Raw genomic sequence first — 21408 nt, forward strand, 5'->3', positions numbered from 1 at the left:
TGCGCCGGCCCGGGAACACGTTTCCTGAGCGTGCCACATGCGGGCAGGGGAACGAAGACCCGGGCCAGTCGGGCGGCGCGACCGCGCGATCACACCCTTACGGCGGGGTAGCCCGGCCCGGGATCACCGTCACCCTCGTCTCACCCTCGCCGTGATGCCCGCTGAGCTGGTTCGACACCCGCTGCCGGCCCGGCTCCCGCTGCCGGCCCGGCTCCCGCCACGCCCGGCCGAGCGCCACCGGTGCCGGCCGCCGCGTCCCCGCCGCCGCGCGGTGCGTCGGTCGGCCGGGACGCTCCCGTCCTCTCCGTAGCCGCATGTCCGCTTATGAGCCACTTGTCCAGGGGGCCGGGCGCCGAGACCGAGACCGAGCCCGCACCGCCGCCGCGACGGTGCACCCAGCCCCGCTCGTCGGCCCAGACCAGCAGCGGCGGCAGGACGACCAGCGCGGACAGCAGGGCGACGGCCACGTTCAGGGCGACCAGCAGGCCGAAGTCCCGCAGCAGCGGCAGCGAGCTGAACGCCAGCACGGCGACGCCGATCACGGCGGCCAGCGCGGAGACGAGGAAGGCCCGCCCGGTGCGGGCCGCGGCCGCCTCGACCGCCGCGAGCGGCCCCAGGCCCCGGCGGCGTTCCTCCAGGTGGCGTAGCACGAGCAGGGTGGTGAACTCCGTGCACAACGCGATGATCAACGGGCCGCTGACCGCCGTGAGCGGGCTCAGGTCGACCCCGATCAGCAGGGCGATGATCGAGCTGAGNCCCACCGCGATCAGCACCGGCACCAGCGACAGCACCGCCCGCACCAGGCTGCGGTTGTAGAGCAGCAGCAGGACGAACACGGCGGCCAGGGCGTAGTACGTCAGCTCGACCCGGTTCTTGGCGAAGTTGTCCAGCAGACCGGTGCCGACGACGGCGAGGCCCGACGGGGTGGCGCTGATGCCGGCCGGGGGGCGCACGTGGTCGCGGATGTCGTCGACGACGCCGGCCTGGCGCTCCAGCGACCCGGAGCCGGTCCGGAACACGAGGTTCAGCGCGTGGTGCTCGCGGTNGACCATGGCGCGCTGGATGTCGGGCGGCGCCACCTGGTAGGCGAGCCGGATGTCGGCGCCGGTCGGCATCACGACGCTCGTGTTCGGCACCTCCATCATGAAGCTGATCGTCGTGACCAGGCTGGAGGCGTCCAGCAGGTCGTCGGGGTGGGCCGCGAGCTGTGCGTTGGCGAACCTGCCGACGAAGCCCGCCGTCGCGTCGTCGAACACGTCGCCCGACTGGACGAAGATGCCCAGCTCGCTGGCCGAGCCGGTGCTCGCCCGCAGCGCGTTGATGTTCTTGATCACCTGGCTCTGCTGGTCGACCCACTTCTCGGGATCCGTCTGGATCGTCAGCCGGCCGTCCGCGAAGATCCCACCAACGAAGATCGCCACGGCGGCCACGACGAGCGGGATCGCGGTGATCCGCGNCAGGGCGCCCAGCCGGATGACGGTGNGGCCGAGCGGGCCGTGGGTGTAGTCCTTCGGCGGCGTGGGGCGGCGCCGTTCCCGCATGGTCAGCGACGCGCTGAGCAGCAGCACCGTCGCGATGACGATGACCGGCAGCCCGAGCGCGAGCAGCGTGCCGAAGTCCCGGATCATCGGCACCTGGCTGAACTCCAGGGCCAGGAAGGCGAGCACGGCGGCGACCGTGGCCAGCGCCAGCGCGGGCAGCAGCCCGGCCAGGGCCGCCAGCACGGGGTTGCCGGCCCGGTCGAGCTGGGCTTCCTCCTCGACCCGGCTGTGGAGCTGCACCGCGAAGTCGATGCCGACGCCGAGCAGGACGGGCAGGCCGGCGATGGTCACCACGGACAGCGGCACGCCGATGTAGCCCGCGAGACCGAAGGCCCAGATGAGCCCGACCCCGACGACCCCGAGCGGCAGCAGCCGCCAGCGCACCGCGAACGCGACGATCAGCAGCCCCGCCATCAGGGCCAGCGAGATGACGCCCAGGGTGAGGAAGCCGCCGCGAAGGTAGTTGTTGATGTCCCGGAGCAGCACGGCGGCGCCGGTGGTCATCACCGTCGCGTGGTCGAACCGCACTCCGGAGGTGGCCCGCTCGACGATCCGCGCGCCCTCGCCCTCGGCCGCCAGCGAGGCGTTGCCCTCCAGCCGGGTGACCATCTGGGCCGTCGACGGGGTCGGGAAGAACGGCCGCAGCGACTTGCGGATCGCGCCGGTGTTGTCGTGGAGCAGGAAGTCCACCCAGGCCGGGTTGTCGAACGTGCGCTGCGCCTCGGGGATCGCCTGCATCCGCTTCAGGGTGGCCAGCGAGTCGGCGAGGCGGCGCTGCGCGGAGCCCGGGTCCGGGTCGCGGCTCTGGGCGCCCAGCAGGATCTTCGCGGCCGGGCTGTCGAGGACGTTGCCGTTCCTGCTGCGCACCAGGTTGTCGGTGAACTCCAGCGCAGTCAGCGGGGTGATCGTCGACTGGATGCGCGGGTCCGCGTCGAGTTCGGTCTGCAGGTCCCTGAACTGCTTGATGTTGCGCGGGGTGAACAGGTCGTCGGCGTCGGCGCCGCGCTCGATCGTGAACAGGGTGAGCATCGCCTGGCCGCCGAACAACGACTGGTAGTCGACGTTGTCCCGGGCCACCTGCGAATCGCTGTTGAGGTAGTTGTCCTGGCCGGTGGTGAACTCCAGCCGGTTCAGCCCGTACCCGAGGACGAGCGTGACGAGCAGGGTCACGACGGNGACGACACGGAAACGCCGGCCGCCGGGATCCGCGTCGGACGAGCGCGTGCGGTCGGTCGGGGCAGGAGGACTCGTCGGATCATCGGCTGGCATGGTNCTTGGCGGCATCGGGCACGCTCCGGAGTCTTCGTTGGCCTCCGGATCAACGCAAAGTGACCGGTCGGTCCGAGGGCTACACCCCTCGGTGTATAGCGCAGATCACATCTGAGTGGAGTAGCTCGGACGTTGATCTTTTGTGCAACTTCTGAATGAAACCGAGGGGGCACAATGCGTAATCGGCGGCGGAGGTCTCGACGCCTCATAGACGCAAGGCCGTCCCGGTGACCCTCGTTCGGCCTGAAGGTGGCCGTAGGAACGGGCGGGCCGGGGAGCGACCCCGCACCTCCCCCGTGCGTCGCCCGATGGTGCCGGTGCGCGGCGGCCGCGCGACATGATCGCCGGCTGGCCGGCCGGCGCGGGGCGTGCTCGTCGACGGCCGGCCGGCGCGGGGCGGGGCGGGCCGGCCGTCGACGTCGGCCGATCAGACCCGGACGGTCTCCCGGGCGCTGTGGAGCTCGACGAGCGAGTCGCAGCTCGGGAAGAACAGCCCCTCGTGCCCGTCGTCCCATCGAACGACGTACGGCGGACCGCCGTCGGCGCCGCGTATCTCGATCACGACGCCGTGCCGTTCCGGGCTGCCCACGGTGCGGCCGTGGACGACGAACCTGTCTCCGACGGATGCGGACATCATGGCGGTCAACCTCCCTGCCGTTGTGGTGACCGATGGCATGCACCTGCGCTATCTGCGTAACACAGCTGCGGGGGCGCGGCCGGCCCGAAGTCCGATAGGTCGCCGAAGTCGTGGGCGAGTCCGGCCGGTCCGCACGGATCTCCGCCGGTCGAGGCTGGTCGAGGCGGGTCGTCGGCCGGTCGTCGGCCGGGGCGGCACAGCCCGCGCGGCGGGAATCACGGGCACCGCCGGCGGCTGGGGGTCCCCATCCGGTCACACCCGCCGCCGTCGCCGGATCGTTCGTCCTACGCCGGGCATGTCCGGAGGCGGGCCGTTCGCTCTGCGCCGTCCAACCTGCGACGAAATCGGAGACAGCGGGTTCCCTGTTGTTAATCTGCGGGTAAGTCCGCCGTGGAAGGCGATCACTCGTTCGCCGCCGGTCTCACGGCTGGGACCGCTATGCGACCCAGCGTGAGATGTCGAGAAGAGTTCCGGGGACTGAGCCCTATCTCACATCTTTTTCCCGGTCCTCCTTACCGATCGGTCGGTAGGAACGATGGATGGGTTAACGGGAAGTGTCGTGATGGGGAGGCGGAGATGGTTCGGAGCTGCTCATGGTGAGCACAACGGGCCAGACCCTGATGGGCGGGCCGGTCCGGCCGGCCGCGCTGGCCCGGGGCTCCGGTCGGGGTGACCGACCTGGTCGGGCGGCTGCGGCGCTGCGCAACAGCGTTTTCATCGTGGGTCAGGTCGTTCTGCTGGGCTCGTTGTACTGGCTCTACGGGCTCGGCCGGCACTTCGCCGACGGCCGGGAGCTCGTCGCCCTGCACCACGCGAAGCGCGTCTGGCACGTCGAGCGGCTGTTCGACCTGCCGAACGAGTCGTCCATTCAGTCCCTCGCGCTGCACTCCAGCCACCTGCTGGAGTTCGCGAACCGCTTCTACGTCGGGGTGCACTTCCCCGCGGCGATCATCTTTCTGCTCTGGGTGCTGATCTTTCAGCGGCCGTCCTGGCGCCGGGTGCGGACGGTCATCATGGCGTCGACCGGCGCGGCGTTGCTGATTCACATCGCCTACCCGCTGGCGCCGCCGCGATTCCTGCCGCGGCTGGTGCCCGGAGTGNATCTCGTCGACACCGGGGCGGTGTTCGGGCCGACGCCCTACGGGCCGCACGACACCGTCGCCAACCAGTACGCGGCGATGCCGAGCCTGCACATCGGGTGGTCCATCCTGGAGGCGTGGGGGGTCATCACGATCCTGCGCGCCAGAGCCCGGTGGCTCGCGGTCCTGCACCCGATCATCACGACCATCGTCGTGGTCATCACGGCGAACCACTACTGGCTCGACGGCATCATCGGCGGCGGCCTGGTCGTGGCCGCGGTCCAGCTCACCCGGCCGGAGGTCCAGGCCCGGCTGCGGCTGTGGGCCATCGCCGTCCGCCTGCCGGTCCGGGCCCTGCCCGCCGCCGCGATGGCGGGCGCGCCGGGGACGGGCGCGCCGGTGACGTCGGCGGTAGGGCCGTCACCCGTGGCGATCGGCCAGGATCGTCCAGGGGCCGCCGGTCGGCCCGCGTCGAAGGTGCCGCGGGCCAGGACGGGCTCCTCGGCCGCCGCCGATGCGACCGCCGCCCGCGCTGCGGCCCCGCCCGGCGGGAATGCGTCCGGTGCCGCGCCGCCGCAGCGGGCCGCCGCCGAGGACGATGCCGGAGAAGTAGCCGGCACCTGAGGAAGCCCGGGGCGCCAGCAGCTCGGGTCGGCGGCCGTCAGGGTCGGCGGCCGTCAGGACAGCCGTTCCAGGACGAGCGCCATTCCCTGGCCCCCGCCGATGCACATCGTCTCCAGCCCGATGGTCCCGTCGGTGGTGCGCAGCCCGTTGATCAGCGTGGTCAGGATCCGTGCTCCGGTCATGCCGAACNGGTGCCCCAGCGCGATCGCGCCGCCGTGCACGTTCANCTTCGCCAGGTCGACCCCGAGCTCGCGGTAGGTCGGGATGACCTGCGCGGCGAACGCCTCGTTGAGTTCGACGAGGTCCACGTCGTCGATGGTCATCCCGGCCCGGGCGAGAGCCTGCCGGGACGCCTCGACCGGCGCCAACCCCATGATCTCGGGCGACAGTGCGCTCACGCCGGTGGAGACGAGCCGGGCCAGCGGCGTGATGNCCAGCTCACGGGCGCGGGTGTCACTCATCACGACGACCNCCGCCGCGCCGTCGTTGAGCGGACAGGCGTTGCCCGCGGTCACGGTGCCGTCGGGCCGGAAGACCGGCGGCAGGGCGGCGAGGGCCTCGATGGTCGTGCCCGGCCGGGGGCCGTCGTCGGCGTCGACGACCGTGCCGTCGGGCAGCCGGACCGGGGTGAGCTCCCGCTTGTAGAAGCCGGCGGCGATGGCCTGCACGGCGAGGTTCTGCGACCGGCAGGCGAACTCGTCCTGCTCGGCACGGCCCACGCCGGTGAGCCGGGCGACGTTCTCCGCCGTCTGGCCCATCGCCATGTAGACGTCGGGCAGCTCGCCGGTGCGGCGGGGATCCGTCCACGGCGGGGAGCCGGCGCCGGCCCGCGCCGCGGTGCGCGCCTGGGCACCGGCGTAGCTGGGGTTCTGGGTGTCGGGCAGGCTGTCGCTGTTGCCCTTGACGAAGCCGCTGACGACCTCGACCCCGGCGGCGACGAACACATCGCCCTCCCCGGCGCGGACGGCGTGCAGCGCCATCCGGATCGCCTGCAGGGACGACGCGCAGTACCGGGAGACGGTCGTGCCAGGCACCCTGTCGAGGCCGAGGCTGACCGCGACGACCCGGCCGATGTTGTGCCCCTGCTCTCCGCCGGGAAGCCCGCAGCCGACGATCAGATCGTCGATCTCGAAGGGGTCGAGCATCGGAACCTGGTCGAGCGCGGCCAGGATGATCGTCGCGGCGAGGTCGTCGGCCCGAAGCCCCCGCAGCGTGCCCTTGAAGGCCCGCCCGATCGGCGAGCGAGCGGCGGCGACGACGACGGCCTCGGTCACGGACGCCCTCCCGGAAGCTCGGCGCCGCGGTCACGTGATCGCGCGGCACACGTGGCTAAATGATCAAACTTTAGCGCGCCTCGGTGCCCTCGGTCGCGGCCCCGCGGCCGGCGCGGTGAGGGCGGATCGGTCGGGTTAACCTTTGATCATCGGGATGGGCCGAGTCGGACGGACGGGCGCATGCACGAGGGACCTGCTCCGAGGGGTGGCGCCGTGGTGTCGGCCGGCACCGCTGACGACCTGGGCCGGCACGCGGCCGCGCTGCGCCGGGCCGCCACCGAGGTGGCCGCGGTGCTCAGCGGGGTCCGCAGCACGGGTGGCACCGGTTCGCCCCTGCGCGCCCGGCTCGACGGCCGCGTCCTCGCCTGGCAGGCAGCCCTCGACGCGGATGCCGAGGCGCTGCTGGCCCGCGCCGCGCTGCTCGACCGGCTCGCGGCCGGCTCCGCCTGGGCGCTGCCCGCACCAGGTCCCTGGTCCGCCGCGGCGATCTCGCCCGGACCGACCTCGTCCCGGGTGCCGCCCGTGCCGCCCGTGCCGCCCGGGCCGATCGGGCGGCCCGCGTCGGCCGAGGCCGGGGCCGGGGCCGGGGGAAGCGGCGGCGCGCCGGTTCGCTTCGATCCGGTCCTGCTGGGCGTCCTCGCCGCGCGCCTGCGCGCCGCCGCGGACCGGGCGGCGGCGCTGGGCCGCACGGTCGCCGTCGCCGTCGGGGAGACCGAGCGCACCCTGGCGCGGATGGGCTCGCCGACCGGGACGGTCGGGATGGCCGGGCGCGGGCTGCGGCTCGTGGCGGTCGAGGCTCCCAACGCGGCCGGGGACATCGAGCTGCGGATGGCCCGCTTCGCCGCCGCGCCGATCACCCTGCGTCGAGTCGGGCCGGGCGGTCCACCTGAACGGATCAGCCGGCCGCCCGGCGCCCGGCCCGCCTCGCCGACCGCCCGGTTCGTGCCGTCGCCTGCCCGGCCCGCGTCGCCGACCGCCCTGGCCGTGGCGGCGGGGCTGCTGGCCCTGTTCGGCGCCGGCGCCGGCGCCAGGTCCGACGCCGTACCGGACACTCTCGGCGTCGACCGGCTGCGGGCGGTCCGGGCGCGGCTGGCGGACCTGCCGGATCCGACTCGCGCGGGTGTGATCGGGCTGCTGCGGGGCGGGCCGTTGACCGCTCTCGGCGCGATGGCCGCGCGGCTGGCCGGCACGCCGAAGCCGGGGGCGGTGCTCGCCGCGGCCGAACTCGCGGGCCTCGCGGACGACCTGCTCGCCGGGGCGCCGCCCGACCTGCTCGGCGAACTGGTGCGGGCCCTGCCATGGCTCGAACCCGCCGCCCCGCCGCCCCGCCGCCCCCCGGCGGCGAGCGGTCGGGGCCGGTCGTCGGGGTGGACCGGTCCGGCGACGCCATCGTGCGCGACGGCGCCGACCCCGGCGACGTCGGTCAGGGCGCCGTCGCCGACTGCTACCTCGCCGCGGCGTTGATCGGAATCGCCCGGCAGGACCCCGCCCTGCTCACCGAACGGCTGCGCCGCAACCCCAACGGCACCGTCACGATCACCTTCCACCCGGGCTCGGGCGCACCGGTCGGCGTGACGGTGACCGCGATGCTGCCCGCACGCCGGCTGTCGGCACCCGCGTCCACCGGCCGTGAGGGCGAGCGTGGCGAGGGGGTCCAGGAGATCGCGATGGACGGCGACAACGCCGCGGGCCAGCCCGAGCTCTGGCCGGCGCTCTACGAGAAGGCCTACGCCCGTCTGCACGGCGGATACCCCGCGATCGGGTTCGGCAGCGCCTCGCTCGCCCTGGGGACCCTCACCGGACGGCCGGCGAGCCGGCGAGCCGCCCGCGCGACGAGCGTCGCGGATCTCGCGGCCCTGCTCGACCGAGGCGAGGTCGTCGTGCTCGCGACCCGGAGCCGGACCCGGTCCGGCGGCCTCGTCGCCGCCCACGCGTACCCGGCGCTGGCGGTGGATGCCGCGCGGGGGCGGGTGCTGCTGCGCAATCCCTGGGATCCCGCGCCGGGTGCGGACAACGTCCGGTGGTATGCCTGGTCGCAGGTCGTGGCGGACGTGCACACGGTCGTGCACGGACCCACCCGGTGACGGCCCGCTACCGCCTACCGCCGACGGATGATCGCTACGGGAGTCGGGCAGTGGATCATGNACTGATGGCTGACCGANCCCAGCAGCAGCTCGGCGAACCCGCCATGGCCGCGGGCGCCGACCACGACGAGGTCGCATTCCCGGNCGGCGGCGAGCAGGGCCTGGGTCGGTGAGTCCGGCACCACCCGGCGTCGCAGCTCCAGCCCGGCGGGCAGGGCGTCGTGCACGGCGGCGACGGCCTCGTCGAGCGCGGCCCGGGCCTGTTCCTCCAGCGCCTGGGTGATCTCCCCGGGGGCCTCGGCGAAGGGGAGCGGTATCGCCGCGAGCCAGGCGTGCACGAGGATCAGCGCAACCCCGCGCCGGTCGGCCTCCTCGGCGGCCCAGCCCAGGGCGGCGAGTGAGTTCGGGGAGCCGTCCACGCCCACGGCCACCGCTCGCGACGGTCGGCCGCGGGTCTGGGCCGGGTCGCCGCCGCGCGCGATCACCACCGGTGCCGGCGAGTGCACGGCGACCGAGGCGCTGACCGAGCCGACCCGCAGTCGGTGCAGCAGGCCCCGCCCGCGGGCCCCGACCACGATCATGCGGGCGTTGTGGCCCACGGTGAGCAGGGCCTCCGCCCCGGGCTGATCGACGACCTCCTCGGCCACGTGGACCGAGGATCCGGCCGGGGCCGAGGCGGTGACGGTCTCGTGCAGCGCGTGGGCCGCCCGCTCGGCCAGGCCGTCGGCCGCCTCCGGCCGCGGCGGTCCGCCGTGCCCGATTCCGACCACGGCCCGCAGCCCGCAGCCGTGCCGCTCAGCCTCGTCGAACGCCCAGCACAACGCCACGTGGGAGCCCGCTGAGCCGTCGACCCCGACCACGATGTCGGCCATCCGCCGCCTCCTTCGCCGCCCGGGTGGCGCCGCGTTCGCGGAAGCACGGTCGGAATACCCCGCCCGCCGGTGGGGAACCCTGGGCGAGCGGGCCCGGCCGGCGGTCCGCCCCGCGCGGCCGACCCTCCTGGGCCGACCCTCCTGGGCTGGCCACCATGACCCGATCACCCAGGGTCCGACCGTCCTGGCCGACCACCCGGCCAGGGCCACCGGGGCCCGCAGCGTGGTGACTCCATAGGCAGACGGATGGGTTCGATGTTCCTGTCCGCCGTTTCCCGGTCGTCCGGAGGGTCCGGGGCGCAGCCGGCCGCATGGCGGCCCGCTGTGGTGTTCTCACCGTGGGTTGTCGCCGCGCACGCGCTACCCGGGACTTTTCCGTCCCACCTGCCGGCGGGAAAGTCGGTGGAGTGTGAGCCGTGGTTGGGCAAGCCCGGCTGTATCTGATCCGTGACCGTCTCGGTTGGCCGTGATCCGGCAATGATCCATATGATCCGGCAGATCATGCCAATCTGGCCGCGCGCGAATCACGGTGCCGCCGGGCGGCATTCGTCACCGGGCGCGACGGGATGTTGCCGGCCGTGNCCTGCCCCGCAATTCCGGCATTGATGTACCGGCCGACCCGGGCCGGCGCCGTCGGTCGGTGGTTGTCGCACGGTGCCCCGGCCCGCGGCGGGCTCCGGACGCGCGGGGAATGGACGCCAGAATCACCCGGAAAGATCGCGCAAGGATATGACGTGATGTTCGGAAGAATGGCGGCCCGTCGCGCGCTGACTCGCCGGCGGAGCGGTGTTGTCCGCCCTGTCCGCCGGCAGCGAAGCCGCTGGTTCTCGGGGCCTCGGCCCTGACGGGGAAGCGTCACTGCGGGGTCTGGAATTCCCGCGGCCGGCCTTCCGCGGCCTCCAGGCCACCTCGCCGCCGCCGCTTCCCCGCGGCGCGCGGGGCTGCGGCCGGCCCGTCCGGTTCGTGGCGGCGTCGGGAGTGTGGCCGGGCGGGGCCGCTGGTGAATGGCCATCCCCTGCAGGCCTGGGATGGCCGAGGAGAGGCGATGATTGTGCGCCGGGCGCCGCGCCCGGGGCAGATCCGGTCGTCTGCGCGCCCGCCGTGCGGGTGTCCAGGGGCGGACCGGGACGGCGTCCGGCGGGAGGCGACGCGGGCGGCCGCCGGGCGGTGGGGTGAACCAGAGTCGGGCGTGCCGCCCGGCGTGGGCGTGGTGCGGAAGGNCTCCTGCTCACGGTCACCTCCGCCGCCTCGTNGGAAGGCCAGGGACTCGGCCGAAGAATACCGATCATTTCGATGCCTGGTTGTCCTCGGCGGCTTGATCGGCCGAATTGTTCGGCTGCTTTGGCCTTGCCTTTCTGCGGCATTGGTGTGGCCCTTTCGTGGCCGCGCCGCCATCTTTTTGCTTTGCAGCAGTCGGGCGATGTTTGATGTTTCTGTCACACCACGACCACCCAACGGCGGTGATGGAGTCATGTCCNCTTCATGTGACCGCGGTGGCCCTCCACAGGAGCCGCTTGACCCGGTGCGGAGTACGGTGCCTGAACAGACGTCGACCCGCTCTCGTCCCACCGAGCCCGTTCCGGTGGGACTGATCCCCGGACACCCGGCCGTGACCGCATCGGGTCCGGGCAGTCCGTCAGCATCGAGTGATCCAGCCGAGGGAAGGAGGCTTGTGCCGCCGGACACGATCCAGCTCACCATCCCTGGTGCTCTGGTTTCGGTTCAGACGGTGCAGGAGCCGGGAACCCTGATCGCGGACCGCAGCGGATGGCAGCGGGCCGTGTTGCGCGCATCGATGCCCTCCGCGGCGAAACTCGTCGCGTGCACACTGGCGTGCCACCTCGCCGAGGCACCGGAGTTCCTCCCCGCCGGTGCGGCGGTGAGCGGTCCCGGGCTGATCACCCTGCAGGAGGAGACCGGCTACAGCCGGACCCACGTGCAGCGGCAGGTTTCCCTGCTGCGCCGGCAGGGTTGGCTGACCACCGTGGCGCGGCCGGCCGCCGGCAGGACGACCCGGTTCGCCCTGAGCATCCCCGACTCGATGGTCCGGGACGGTCTCGTCCGCCTGGTCGAGTCGCCTCTCGAGGCGACCGCCGGACCGACCGGCGAGACGCGCGCCGGGGCCGCGGGAACCCACGAGTCCTCGCGTGAGTCGGGCCGCCGCCGCGGGCGCCGCAGCCGTGCCGGCTCCCACCCGAAGGGCGCCGCCCGGCGCCGCACCCGCGAGCGCGAGATGGCGACCGTGGGCGGCGAGGCGCAGGACCGGGCCGGCGGCTTCGTCGTCGACCTCGTCCCCTCGCGCGATCGTGGTCCCTTCGGCCCCGAGGCGACCCAGCATCCCGAGCCCCATCAGCGAGCCGAGCCCCATCAGCGTCCCGAGGACTGGCGCCGCGAGGACCATCCGCACCAGCCGGTGGACGCACCCGTAGTGCCGGACGAACCGGCCACCGTCGCGCCGGCCGCGCCGCCGCACCCGGCCGCGCCCACGGCCACCGCCGTCACCGAGCCGATCTCCGCCGAGGCCGCCGCGGCGGAGCCCACGGATCAGGCAGCGGCCTACCAGGCGCCCGCAGCGCGGCCCCCGCTGGACGATGCGACCGCGCACGCATTCGGGCACGAGGCCCCGCGGGAGGACGGGGTGCACGAGGACGGGGTGCACGAGGACGCGGCGGACGAGGACGCGGCGGACGAGGCTCCGGCACCCACGGTTCCACTGCCCCCGCCGCCGCCCGCGCCGATGACTCTCGCCGCCACGCAGGTGATCAACGTGCTGGCGAACGCGATGCGCCGCCCGACCTCCGACTTCCTGGAGATCTTCGGCAAGCTGCAGATCATCTTCGACGAGGACAACTGGGATCCGGTCACGCTGGCCCTGCACCTCGTCCACATCATCCAGACCGGGGTACTGGTCGGGGATGGTGACGAGATCGACAACCTGTCCTGGCGCCTTGACCGGCTGCCGCGGGCGTCGACCGACTGCGAGTGCCGCTCCTGCCGGGAGCGCCGGGCCGACCAGTTGAAGTCGCCGTCAGCCCCTTCCCCCCGGGGCCGGTTCAACCGCCCGAGTGGGGCAGGTCGTGGCGCCGGCCGGCCGGCCGCGGCCGAGCCGAAACGCTCCGCGGCCGCGACGACCGAGGCACCGCCGGTGGAGATTCCGCGGCCGCCGCTCGAGGCGATCGAGCGAGCCGCCCAGGCGGCGCGGGAGGCCAGGCTGCGGGAACGGCAGCAGGCGGCGGACGGCGCGGCCTGAGCGGATCCCGCCGGGTGGCGGTGGGCCGCGCCCGCCGAGCGGTGTTGCGCAGGCCGGTCGCTGGGTCATCATGGAAGGCCGGCGTCGACGGCGGCAGGTGACAGGCATGGCGGAACGCGGATCCGGCGACGATCTCGACGCGGGTGGCCTCGACGCGGGTGGCCTCGACGCGGATGTGATCGTGGTCGGCAGTGGCTTCGGCGGCAGCGTCAGCGCGTTGCGCCTCGTGGAGAAGGGCTACCGGGTCCTCGTCGTCGAGGCGGGTCGCCGGTTCAGCCCGCGGACGCTGCCGCGCAACAACTGGCACATCCGCCGGTTCCTGTGGCTGCCGCGGCTGGGGTGCCACGGCATCCAGAAGATCACTTGGCTGGGTCGGGTCATCGTGCTGTCCGGGACGGCGGTCGGCGGCGGATCGGTCGTCTACGCGAACACCCTGTACCGACCGCTCGACGCCTTCTACGCCGACCCNCAGTGGCGCGGCATCACCGACTGGCGGGCCGAGCTGGCCCCGTTCTTCGAGCAGGCCGAGCGGATGCTCGGGGTGACCGCGAATCCGACGACCACGTACGCCGACGAGGTGTTCCACGCGGTGGCGGACGAGATGGGCGTCGGGCCGAGCTTCGCCCCGGCGCGGGTTGGGGTCTTCTTCGGCCGCGACGGCCGGCAGGAGCCGGGAGTCCGGGTACCCGACCCCTACTTCGGCGGGGTCGGGCCCGGCCGCACGGGTTGCGTCGAATGCGGCGAGTGCATGACCGGCTGCCGCCGCGGAGCGAAGAACACGCTGGACCGCAACTACCTGTTCCTCGCCGAGCGGGCCGGCGCGCGGGTCCTGCCCGACACCACCGTCACCGCCATCCGCCCGCGGCCCGGCGGCGGGTACGAGGTCGACGTCGCCCGGACGCCGGGGATGCCCCGGCGCGGGCGGCGCACGCTGACCACGGGGCAGGTCGTGCTGGCCGCCGGCACCCTCGGGACCCAGCGTCTGTTGCTCTCGGCGCGCGAGCGCGGGGACCTGCCCGCCCTGTCCCCCCGGCTCGGCGAGCTCACCCGGACGAACTCCGAGTCGATCCTCGGCGCGACGCGGTTCCGCCCGGACCGCCGGGTCGCCCGCGGAGTGGCGATCACGTCGTCGTTCTACCCGGACGGGCAGACCCACGTCGAACCGGTCCGCTACGGCCGGGGCAGCAACCTGATGGCCCTGATCAGCGCGGCGATGACGGACGGCGGGGGCCGGGCGCCGCGATGGCTGAAGTACCTGCGGGAACTACTGGTCCGCCCGCACCACGCACTGGCCATGGGGCTGCCCTGGCGCTGGTCCGAACGGACCATGATCGCTCTGGTGATGCAGGCGCGCGACAACTCGCTGACGGTGTCGCTGCGGCGCGGCCCGTTCGGTCTTCGCTGGCTGACGAGCCGGCAGGGCCACGGCGATCCGAACCCGTCGTGGATCCCGGCGGGCAACGAGGCCGTCCGCCGGATCGCAGCCCGGATCGGCGGCTACCCCGGTGGCTCCGTCGGGGAGATCGCCGACATCCCGATGACCGCGCACATCCTCGGCGGCGCCCCGATCGGCGCGGACCCGTCCACCGGCGTGATCGACCCCTACCAGCGGGTCTTCGGCTATGAGGGCCTGCACGTGGCCGACGGCGCGGCGATCTCGGCGAATCTCGGGGCGAACCCGTCGCTGACCATCACCGCCCAGGCCGAACGGGCCATGTCGTTCTGGCCGAACAAGGGCGAAGCGGACCCCCGTCCGACGATGGGCCAGCCCTACCGGCGGGTCGATCCCCGCGCGCCGGCCCGACCGGCCGTTCCGGCGGACGCCCCCGGCGCGTACCGCATCGGCGATCCGGCCGCGGCGCCGCGCCGTTGACCGGCCCGCCCGCCCGAGCCGGCCCGGCCCACCCGAGCCGGGCCGACCCACACCCCGGCCGCACGAAATCCTGGCCGAGGCCGAGGCCGGGGCCGGGACGGACGTCGGCGGCGGAACCGACCCCGGCGGGCTCGACGCCCGCCGGCCGGCTGCCGCCGCCGCGCGCCTCAGCGGGGCCGGCTGGGCTCGCCGAACGTCGTGTCCACGCCCGGCATCTCCTCGAGGCTGTTCGTCGAGGTCGACAGGCGGTCGTCGAAGGCGTCGCGGCCGCTCGCCCGGTCGGTGGCCGCGGCGGAACCGGTCGTGCTGCCGATCGGCGCCGGCTCCGCGGTGATCGTCGGGCTGTCCTGCTGGGCCAGGTAGCGGCGCACCGCGACGGTGCCCGCCGCGCCGGCGCCGGCGAGGGCGAGCGTCAGCAGGCCGCGGCGGCGCCGACGGTGGACCCTGGCGAGCTTGCCCTCGGCCTTGGCCAGCCGCTTCTCCAGGATCTCCTGGGCCTTGTCGGCCTGGATGCGGGCCTTGGCCTCGTTGGCCACGGCCTTACGCGAACGCTGCCGCTCCGAGCGCAGCTCGGCGGCGGCGCGCGCCCGCTCGGCGGACAGCTCGGCCTGGGACCGGGCCTTCTCGATCCGCCGGCCGGCCCGCCCGGAGACGGCGACGGCCTTGCTCGCAGCCTTGCCCGCGACGCGCGGGACGGCCGTTCCGCCGCGGGTCGCGGAGCCGGAGACGTCGGAGATCCGGTGCGCCACGGTCACGCCGGCGTCCCGGGTGGCCGACGCGGCGGTGCCGGCGGTTTCCCCGGCGATGCTCGCCGCGCGATGGGCGACCGTGCCGGCCCGGTCGGCGGCGTGCTTCGCCGCGTCGGAGAGCCCGCTGACCGGCGCGGTGTCGGTGACGTGCGAAATACGGTCCTTGATGGTGGTGCTCATGGCGTCCTTCCCTGGAGCCGAGATCGTGGCGGGGGGNCGCGGGCGGNCAAGATCTGTGCAGTGTGCCGTACCCCGTTGGCCGCCCTCTCCAACGCGCCGGGCCCCCGCAGGCGTGTCACGCCGACCTGGCGTGACATGCCTGGGCTNTGCACCGGGGGTGTGCACGGGGCACCGGCGGCGTGCACCCGGGTCCGTCACGCGGTGCATGCCGATGCGGGCGGTGCGGAACGCCGGCTGCGCCCGGCGCATACGATCGGGTCCGGCTCGGGCGCCGTCTGACCGGACATCGACCCAGACCTGAAGAGAAGAGAGGCTCATGGCCGAGGAGCTGTACGCGACGCTGCGGACGACTCAGGGGGATATCGAGATCCGTCTGTTCCCCGATCACGCTCCCAAGACCGTCCGCAACTTCGTCGGGCTGGCGACCGGGACGCAGGAGTGGACGGACCCGGCGAGCGGCGCCAAGAAGACCGGAACCCCGCTGTACAGCGGCACGATCTTCCACCGGGTCATCCCGAACTTCATGATCCAGGGTGGGGACCCGCTGGGCTCCGGCCGCGGCGGCCCGGGTTACCAGTTCGCCGACGAGTTCCACCCCGACCTGACGTTCAACAAGCCCTACCTGCTCGCGATGGCGAACGCCGGGCCGGGCACGAACGGCTCGCAGTTCTTCGTCACCGTCGCGCCCACCGACTGGCTCAACCGCAAGCACACGATCTTCGGTGAGGTCACCCGGGGCACCGACGTCGTCGACGCGATCGCCAAGGCGCCGACCGCCGCGCAGGACCGCCCGAAGACCGACATCGTGATCCAGGAGATCGTCATCGACCGTCGGCCGGCCTGACCGGTTCGGCCGGCCGGACCCGACCCCGCGGGAGTACGACCATGAGTCCACCGGACGTGCCGCCGGCCGGCCGGTCGTGCCCGGCACGGCGGGTGCGACCCGGCCGCGCTCACGGGGTCGGCCGATGACCCAGCCGCCGCCGGAGCCGGGCGGACCCGCGGGCGACGCGGGCTCCGGCCCGGCCGGGGCGGGCTGGCGGCCCACCGTCGGCCCGCCGGCCGGCCACCCCGGCTGGACCCCGCAACCCGGCTCGCCTGCGCCGTCGATTCCGCACTGCTACCGCCATCCGGAGCGGGAGACCTACGTCTCCTGCCAGCGCTGCGGCCGGCCGATCTGCCCGGACTGCATGCGGCCGGCGGCGGTCGGGTTCCACTGCCCGGAGGAGGGCCGCCCGGCGGGCGGGCGGATCGCCCCGCCCGAGCGCGAGCCGCGCACGACCCTCGGTGGCCGGGCGCAGCTCGCCCGGCAGGGGCTGGTCACCCAGATCCTCATCGGGCTGTGCGTGGTCGCGTACATCCTCCAGGGGGCGCCGGGGCTCGCCGGCGNCGACAACAGCAACCGGTTCACCGACGACTTCGCGATGATCGGTTTCCGGATCGCGGNGGACGACCAGTACTACCGGCTGCTCACCGCGGCCTTCCTGCACGCCGGCGTGCTGCACATCCTGTTCAACATGTACGCGCTGTACCTGCTGGGCTTCCAGCTCGAGGCGATCCTCGGCCGGGCCCGCTACCTGGGCCTGTTCGTGGCCGGCGCGGTCGGTGGGAACACGCTGAGCTACCTGCTCGGCGGCCTGTCCACGGCCTCGGTCGGCGCGTCCACCGCGATCTTCGCCTTCTTCGCCGCCTACTACGTCATCGCCCGCCGGCTGCGGGTCGATTCGCGGCAGATCCTCGTCGTGTTGGGGATCAACCTGCTCATCACCTTCTCGTTCAGCAACATCGACAAGTGGGGCCATCTCGGCGGTCTCGCCGCCGGCGTGATCGTCGGCCTGATCTACGCCTACGTGCCCCCGCGGCGGGCGTGGGCGCAGGCGGGCGGCGTCGTCGGCCTGATCGCGCTGCTGTTCGTCGCGGCGGCCGTCAAGTCCTCGACGCTGGTGTAGCCCGCCGGTCGCCGCGGTGGCCCCGGCCGTGCCGGTCAGCCCAGCCGGAGCCGGATCTCCTCGACGCGCTCGGCCACGGGGCCTGGATCGGTGCCGAGCTGGCGGCGGGTGAGCAGGATCGGGCCGTCGATCGTCTCCACCTCGAGGGTGCGCAGATGCACCGCGCGCCGATTGTGGGTGAGGGTGCCGGCGCGCACCCGGAGTACGGCCGCCCACGGCAGGTGCCGGCGGCGCAGCCCGTCGACGAGGTCGAGTCCGGCGGGGGAGACCCGCAGGGTCGGCCGGGCGAGCAGGTCGCGCACTGCCAGCACCCACAGGCCGGCGGCGAGCACCCCGACGAGCAGCCGGCCGGCGGCGTCGAGCGAGCCGACCCGCTGCGCCAGCGGACCGACGGCGGCCACCAGCGCCGCCGCCGTGCCGCCGAGGGCATAGAGCCCGACCCGCCACAGCGGCGGCGACCAGGCGGCGGACGTCGGCGGACGGTCGGCGCCGGGCGGTTCCCCGGACCCGGTGGGCTGCGTGGTCACGCCACCACGCAACCACATTGCCGAGTTGCCGGGCGGCCGAGGTGCTTGCACCATGCTGGGTAGCGGCTACTATTCGCTATCTCATCAACACTCATTGTATTGATCTCGGTGGGGTGGCGATGGCGTGAGAGATGCCGTGGCAGGTCGTGATCAGGGGGTACGGGTGGCACATTCACCGGTGCGACGCAGCGGGGGCAGTCCGTTCCCGCCGATCGCCGAGTATGGTTTCCTGTCCGACTGCGAGACGACGTGCCTGGTGGCGCCCAGCGGCAACGTCGAGTGGATGTGNGTGCCCCGGCCGGACGCACCCAGCGTCTTCGGCTCGGTGCTGGACCGCTCGGCGGGCGGCTTCCGGTTCGGGCCCGACCNCACGCAGATCCCGGCCGGGCGCCGCTACCTGCCCGGGACGAACATCCTGGAGACGACCTGGCAGACGCCGAACGGCTGGCTGATCGTCACCGACTGCCTGGTCGTCGGCCGCTGGCACCGCACCCACGAGCGTTCCAACACCCACCGGCGGACCCCCAGCGACTGGGACGCCGACCACGTGCTGCTGCGCCTCGCCCGCTGCGAGCACGGCTCGGTCGACCTCAGCCTCGTCTGCGAACCGAACTTCGACTACGGCCGCCAGGCGGAGTCCTGGGAGTACGAGGAGGACGACTACTCCTCGGGAGTGATCGCCAACGCGGGCAGCAACATCACGCTGCGGCTGCGCACGGACCTCCGGCTGGGCTTCGACGGCCGGCGTGCCCTGGCCCGCACGACCCTGCGGGAGGGCGACACGGCCTTCGTCGCGCTGACCTGGCGTCCCGAGGAACCGCTGCTGCCGGACACCTACCTGCAGGCCTGCGGCGCCNTGGACCGTACGACCGAGTTCTGGCGGCAGTGGCTCTCGCGCGGGATGTTCCCGGACCACCCCTGGCGGCGCCACCTGCAGCGCAGCGCCCTGGCACTGAAAGGACTCACCTACGCGCCGACGGGCGCCCTGCTGGCCGCGGCCACCACCTCGCTGCCCGAGACGCCACGCGGCGAGCGGAACTGGGACTACCGGTACANCTGGCTGCGGGACTCCACCTTCGCCCTGTGGGGCCTCTACACGCTGGGTCTGGACTACGAGGCCAACGACTTCTTCTCGTTCATCGCNGACGTCGCGGAGCACGACGAGAACATCCAGGTGATGTACCGGGTCGGCGGGGAGCCGCGAATCGACGAGGAGATCCTCGGTCACCTGTCGGGCTACGAGGGGGCCTCGCCCGTCCGGGTCGGCAACGCCGCCGCGCTGCAACGNCAGCACGACGTGTGGGGCGTCGTGCTGGACTCGGTCTACCTGCACACCAAGTCGCGCGACTACCTTTCCGAGCGGCTGTGGCNGGTGCTGGTGCGCCTCGTCGAGGCCNCCGCCGCCCACTGGCAGGAACCCGACTGCGGGATGTGGGAGGTCCGCGGCGCGCTGCAGCACTTCACCGTGTCGAAGATGATGTGCTGGGTGGCGCTGGACCGGGGCCGCCGGCTCGCCCAGATGCGCGGTGACACGAAGACGGCCGCGCGGTGGAAGGCGATCGCCGAGGAGATTCACGCGGAGGTCTGCGACTCCGGCGTCGACCATCGCGGCGTGTTCACCCAGTACTACGGGTCGAAGGCGCTGGACGCCTCGCTGCTGCTGATTCCGTTGCTGGGCTTCCTGCCCGCGTCGGACGAACGCGTGAAGGCGACCGTGCTCGCGATCGCCGACGAGCTGACCGAGGACGGCCTGGTGCTGNGCTATCGCACCGAGGAGACCGACGACGGCGTCGCCGGGGACGAGGGCGCCTTCCTGATCTGCTCGTTCTGGCTGGTGTCGGCCCTGGTCGAGATCGGTGAGCTGACCCGGGCCCGCCAGCTCTGCGAGCGGCTGCTGAGCCTGGCCAGCCCGCTGGACCTCTACGCGGAGGAGATCGACCCGAACAGCGGACGCCACCTCGGGAACTTCCCGCAGGCGTTCACCCACCTGGCCCTGATCAACGCCGTGATGTACGTGATCCGGGCCGAGGACGCCGAGGCGTACGCCCGCCCGTCCCCGTCCACCTGAGCCTCGGCCGTATTCGCGGCGTCGGCGGCGGTTGTGGCACTAACGTGGGGGCGTGGCAAGCCTGGAGGTCAGGGACAAGCGGGTCGAGGTCGTCATGAGCGGGTTGGAGCGGCTCGGCGCGCTACGCGGCGACGTCTCAGTATCCCTCGACGAGATCCTCGACGTCCGTCCGGCGCCGGAACCGTTCGCCGAGCTCTGCGGATGGCGGCTGCCGGGGACCGGGATCCCGCGCGTGATCGCGCTCGGCACGTGGCGCTCCCGCGACGGCAAGGCCTTCGCGGCCGTCTACCGGGGGCGGCCGGCGGTCGTCGTCGAGGTCCGCCCGGGCGGGGAGTTCCGGCGGCTGATCATCGGTGCCGACGACGCCGAGAGCACCGTGTCCCGGCTGCGCGCCGCGGTCCTCGCCCGCTGACACAACCGACGCCCTACTCAATCCCGAGTATCGCCTCGGCTTCCACCTCGACGACCCAACGCTCGTCGAGCAGGCCGGCGACCACGACCATGGTGGCGGCCGGACGGATCGTCGCGAACAGCTCCCGGTGGACCGCCCCGACCGCTGCGGCGTGCTGCGTGCCGGTGAGGAACATGCGGGTGCGGGTGACGTCGCGCAGGCTCGCCCCNGNCTGTTCCAGCGCGGCGCCGATGAGCTCGAAGCAGCGCCGGGCCTGCGCCTGCGCGTCCGCGGCCACCGATCCGTCCGGCCAGACGGGGCCCGTACCACTCACGAACACCCGGTCACCGACCCGGACAGCCCGGGAGAATCCGATGGTCGCCTCGAACGGGGATGTTCCGGCGATGAGCTGACGATCGGTATGCATGTGGTCGCTATCCGTCAATGGCGCGCGGGGGTTGATATCCACACTTGTGGACAACGGTTGTGGATAAATGACACCGCTGGAAGTCCGCCCGAGTGCGTGCCGGGCGCCGGCCGGAACGACTGCCGGCCAGGCGGATACCCGGCTAACGCCACTGGGTCGACACGGCGAGGCCGNCGACGACAAAGCCGAACCCGATGAGGATGTTCCAGCCGCCCAACCCCTCCATTCCCAGCACGCCGCCGTTGGAGAAGTAGTAGACGAGCAGGTAGGCGATCCCGATGAGGAAGAAGGCCAGGATGAGCCCGCCGAACCAGGGCGGGGACGGGGGCCTGCTGCGGCGGGTCTGGCTGGCGTTGACGCTCGGCGTCGGCTTCTTCGGCTTGCGACGTCGTGACTCGGGCACTGCGGGACTCCTCGGCTGGCCGTGCGTGGACGAGCGGCGACCGCCGCCGCCCTTCCGGTTCGGCGGGTAGCGGTCCCGCACTGGGCAACAGGTTAGACGGCGGGCAACACATTGGACGGCGGGCAGCGGGTAAAGCGCGGGCAGCGGCTGGTGACCGGGGTCAGGCGATCGTCGCGACGTGGCATCGCGGGTGTCGCCGGCCGCGTAGCCT

Annotated in this window: 16 protein-coding genes and 20 pseudogenes; 19 read left to right on the forward strand and 17 right to left on the reverse strand. The window is 73.4% G+C overall.

The window, feature by feature from the left end:
* Positions 1 to 140: 140 nt before the first annotated feature.
* The 5 genes and pseudogenes from UK94_RS55940 to UK94_RS17495 form a co-directional block, all read right to left on the reverse strand.
* A partial coding sequence (locus UK94_RS55940; RefSeq protein ID WP_235488392.1) for an MMPL family transporter occupies positions 141 to 755 on the reverse strand: 615 nt, incomplete at its 5' end.
* 1 nt (position 756) lies between these two features.
* Positions 757 to 1045, reverse strand: a pseudogene (locus UK94_RS55945) (MMPL family transporter); the annotation flags it as partial.
* A 1-nt stretch (position 1046) separates the two neighbouring features.
* Positions 1047 to 1456 (reverse strand): annotated as a pseudogene (locus tag UK94_RS55950) (RND transporter); the annotation flags it as partial.
* A gap of 27 nt (positions 1457 to 1483) precedes the next feature.
* Positions 1484 to 2716: pseudogene (locus UK94_RS55955) on the reverse strand (MMPL family transporter); the annotation flags it as partial.
* A gap of 521 nt (positions 2717 to 3237) precedes the next feature.
* Complete coding sequence (locus UK94_RS17495) at positions 3238 to 3444, reverse strand: DUF1918 domain-containing protein (protein ID WP_055750744.1); 207 nt, start codon at positions 3442 to 3444, stop codon at positions 3238 to 3240.
* Positions 3445 to 4040: 596 nt separating this feature from the next.
* Here UK94_RS17495 and UK94_RS55960 point away from each other — a divergent pair.
* Positions 4041 to 4547 (forward strand): phosphatase PAP2 family protein (locus tag UK94_RS55960; protein ID WP_235488394.1); only part of this gene is annotated, 507 nt, incomplete at its 3' end.
* 1 nt (position 4548) lies between these two features.
* A pseudogene (locus UK94_RS55965) lies at positions 4549 to 5150 on the forward strand (phosphatase PAP2 family protein); the annotation flags it as partial.
* 53 nt (positions 5151 to 5203) lie between these two features.
* Here the strand turns inward: UK94_RS55965 and UK94_RS55970 are convergent.
* From UK94_RS55970 to UK94_RS17505, 3 pseudogenes are all read right to left on the reverse strand, one after another.
* Positions 5204 to 5339, reverse strand: a pseudogene (locus UK94_RS55970) (acetyl-CoA C-acyltransferase); the annotation flags it as partial.
* Between the two features lie 38 nt (positions 5340 to 5377).
* A pseudogene (locus UK94_RS55980) lies at positions 5378 to 5582 on the reverse strand (acetyl-CoA C-acyltransferase); the annotation flags it as partial.
* A 40-nt stretch (positions 5583 to 5622) separates the two neighbouring features.
* Positions 5623 to 6424, reverse strand: a pseudogene (locus tag UK94_RS17505) (beta-ketoacyl synthase N-terminal-like domain-containing protein); the annotation flags it as partial.
* A gap of 180 nt (positions 6425 to 6604) precedes the next feature.
* Here UK94_RS17505 and UK94_RS17510 point away from each other — a divergent pair.
* Positions 6605 to 7888, forward strand: a complete 1284-nt coding sequence (locus UK94_RS17510; protein WP_235488396.1) for a hypothetical protein — start codon at positions 6605 to 6607, stop codon at positions 7886 to 7888.
* Entirely contained in the window at positions 7816 to 8508 is a 693-nt protein-coding gene (locus UK94_RS55990) for a C2 family cysteine protease (protein ID WP_235488398.1), read from the forward strand. Before UK94_RS17510 ends, UK94_RS55990 begins: the two co-directional genes overlap by 73 nt.
* Before the next feature lie 14 nt (positions 8509 to 8522).
* Here UK94_RS55990 and UK94_RS74205 read toward each other — a convergent pair.
* The 4 genes and pseudogenes from UK94_RS74205 to UK94_RS56000 all read right to left on the reverse strand — a co-directional run.
* Positions 8523 to 8568, reverse strand: a 46-nt coding sequence (locus tag UK94_RS74205) for a hypothetical protein (RefSeq protein WP_268761416.1), incomplete at its 5' end; no start/stop codon positions are given.
* An 18-nt stretch (positions 8569 to 8586) separates the two neighbouring features.
* Positions 8587 to 8652: pseudogene (locus UK94_RS55995) on the reverse strand (hypothetical protein); the annotation flags it as partial.
* A 1-nt stretch (position 8653) separates the two neighbouring features.
* Positions 8654 to 9380: pseudogene (locus tag UK94_RS17515) on the reverse strand (universal stress protein); the annotation flags it as partial.
* Between the two features lie 1285 nt (positions 9381 to 10665).
* Positions 10666 to 10857 (reverse strand): hypothetical protein (locus UK94_RS56000; protein WP_235488400.1); only part of this gene is annotated, 192 nt, incomplete at its 5' end.
* A gap of 195 nt (positions 10858 to 11052) precedes the next feature.
* Here UK94_RS56000 and UK94_RS17525 point away from each other — a divergent pair.
* From UK94_RS17525 to UK94_RS17530, 3 genes and pseudogenes are all read left to right on the forward strand, one after another.
* The gene (locus UK94_RS17525; protein WP_055750702.1) at positions 11053 to 12630 is read left to right on the forward strand and encodes a hypothetical protein; all 1578 of its coding nucleotides are present in this window, start codon (positions 11053 to 11055) and stop codon (positions 12628 to 12630) included.
* 106 nt (positions 12631 to 12736) lie between these two features.
* The coding region (locus UK94_RS56005; RefSeq protein ID WP_235488401.1) for an FAD-binding protein at positions 12737 to 13098 on the forward strand (362 nt) is incomplete at its 3' end.
* A gap of 1 nt (position 13099) precedes the next feature.
* Positions 13100 to 14503, forward strand: a pseudogene (locus UK94_RS17530) (GMC family oxidoreductase); the annotation flags it as partial.
* 167 nt (positions 14504 to 14670) lie between these two features.
* Here UK94_RS17530 and UK94_RS17535 read toward each other — a convergent pair.
* On the reverse strand, positions 14671 to 15468 hold a 798-nt coding region (locus UK94_RS17535; protein WP_313949535.1), incomplete at its 5' end, for a hypothetical protein.
* A gap of 280 nt (positions 15469 to 15748) precedes the next feature.
* On the opposite strand from UK94_RS17535, the gene UK94_RS17540 reads away from it, so the two are divergent.
* Both UK94_RS17540 and UK94_RS56010 read left to right on the forward strand, forming a co-directional pair.
* The gene (locus UK94_RS17540) at positions 15749 to 16276 is read left to right on the forward strand and encodes a peptidylprolyl isomerase (protein WP_011607801.1); all 528 of its coding nucleotides are present in this window, start codon (positions 15749 to 15751) and stop codon (positions 16274 to 16276) included.
* Between the two features lie 652 nt (positions 16277 to 16928).
* Complete coding sequence (locus UK94_RS56010; protein WP_235488448.1) at positions 16929 to 17381, forward strand: rhomboid family intramembrane serine protease; 453 nt, start codon at positions 16929 to 16931, stop codon at positions 17379 to 17381.
* Between the two features lie 35 nt (positions 17382 to 17416).
* Here the strand turns inward: UK94_RS56010 and UK94_RS17550 are convergent, their stop codons facing one another.
* Positions 17417 to 17908, reverse strand: coding sequence for a PH domain-containing protein (locus tag UK94_RS17550; protein ID WP_011607799.1), 492 nt, complete (start codon positions 17906 to 17908; stop codon positions 17417 to 17419).
* A 163-nt stretch (positions 17909 to 18071) separates the two neighbouring features.
* Between UK94_RS17550 and UK94_RS56015 the strand changes: the two genes are divergently transcribed.
* The 10 genes and pseudogenes from UK94_RS56015 to UK94_RS17560 form a co-directional block, all read left to right on the forward strand.
* Positions 18072 to 18196 (forward strand): hypothetical protein (locus UK94_RS56015; protein WP_235488450.1); only part of this gene is annotated, 125 nt, incomplete at its 3' end.
* A gap of 1 nt (position 18197) precedes the next feature.
* Positions 18198 to 18276: pseudogene (locus UK94_RS56020) on the forward strand (hypothetical protein); the annotation flags it as partial.
* Position 18277: 1 nt separating this feature from the next.
* Positions 18278 to 18764 (forward strand): annotated as a pseudogene (locus UK94_RS56025) (glycosyl hydrolase family 15); the annotation flags it as partial.
* Between the two features lies 1 nt (position 18765).
* Positions 18766 to 18963: pseudogene (locus tag UK94_RS56030) on the forward strand (glycosyl hydrolase family 15); the annotation flags it as partial.
* Between the two features lies 1 nt (position 18964).
* A pseudogene (locus UK94_RS56035) lies at positions 18965 to 19051 on the forward strand (hypothetical protein); the annotation flags it as partial.
* A 1-nt stretch (position 19052) separates the two neighbouring features.
* A pseudogene (locus UK94_RS56040) lies at positions 19053 to 19195 on the forward strand (hypothetical protein); the annotation flags it as partial.
* 1 nt (position 19196) lies between these two features.
* Positions 19197 to 19278 (forward strand): annotated as a pseudogene (locus UK94_RS56045) (hypothetical protein); the annotation flags it as partial.
* Positions 19279 to 19305: 27 nt separating this feature from the next.
* Positions 19306 to 19667 (forward strand): annotated as a pseudogene (locus UK94_RS56055) (glycoside hydrolase family 15 protein); the annotation flags it as partial.
* A gap of 1 nt (position 19668) precedes the next feature.
* Positions 19669 to 19976: pseudogene (locus tag UK94_RS56060) on the forward strand (glycosyl hydrolase family 15); the annotation flags it as partial.
* A gap of 52 nt (positions 19977 to 20028) precedes the next feature.
* Positions 20029 to 20388, forward strand: a complete 360-nt coding sequence (locus UK94_RS17560; protein WP_011607796.1) for a hypothetical protein — start codon at positions 20029 to 20031, stop codon at positions 20386 to 20388.
* Positions 20389 to 20401: 13 nt separating this feature from the next.
* Here UK94_RS17560 and UK94_RS56065 read toward each other — a convergent pair.
* The 3 genes and pseudogenes from UK94_RS56065 to UK94_RS17570 all read right to left on the reverse strand — a co-directional run.
* Positions 20402 to 20596, reverse strand: a 195-nt coding sequence (locus tag UK94_RS56065) for a Rid family hydrolase (RefSeq protein WP_268761415.1), incomplete at its 5' end; no start/stop codon positions are given.
* Between the two features lie 3 nt (positions 20597 to 20599).
* Positions 20600 to 20794: pseudogene (locus UK94_RS56070) on the reverse strand (Rid family hydrolase); the annotation flags it as partial.
* Positions 20795 to 20968: 174 nt separating this feature from the next.
* Positions 20969 to 21278 (reverse strand): annotated as a pseudogene (locus UK94_RS17570) (cell division protein CrgA); the annotation flags it as partial.
* Positions 21279 to 21408 lie beyond the last annotated feature (130 nt).

It is taken from the genome of Frankia sp. AvcI1, from assembly GCF_001420875.1.
GTDB lineage: Bacteria > Actinomycetota > Actinomycetes > Frankiales > Frankiaceae > Frankia > Frankia alni.

Excerpts from the sequence above, each read along its gene's own strand:
- UK94_RS17495 (WP_055750744.1), bottom strand. The coding sequence starts at position 3,444 with ATGTCCGCATCCGTCGGAGACAGGTTCGTCGTCCACGGCCGCACCGTG.
- UK94_RS17540 (WP_011607801.1), top strand. The coding sequence starts at position 15,749 with ATGGCCGAGGAGCTGTACGCGACGCTGCGGACGACTCAGGGGGATATC.
- UK94_RS17510 (WP_235488396.1), top strand. The coding sequence starts at position 6,605 with ATGCACGAGGGACCTGCTCCGAGGGGTGGCGCCGTGGTGTCGGCCGGC.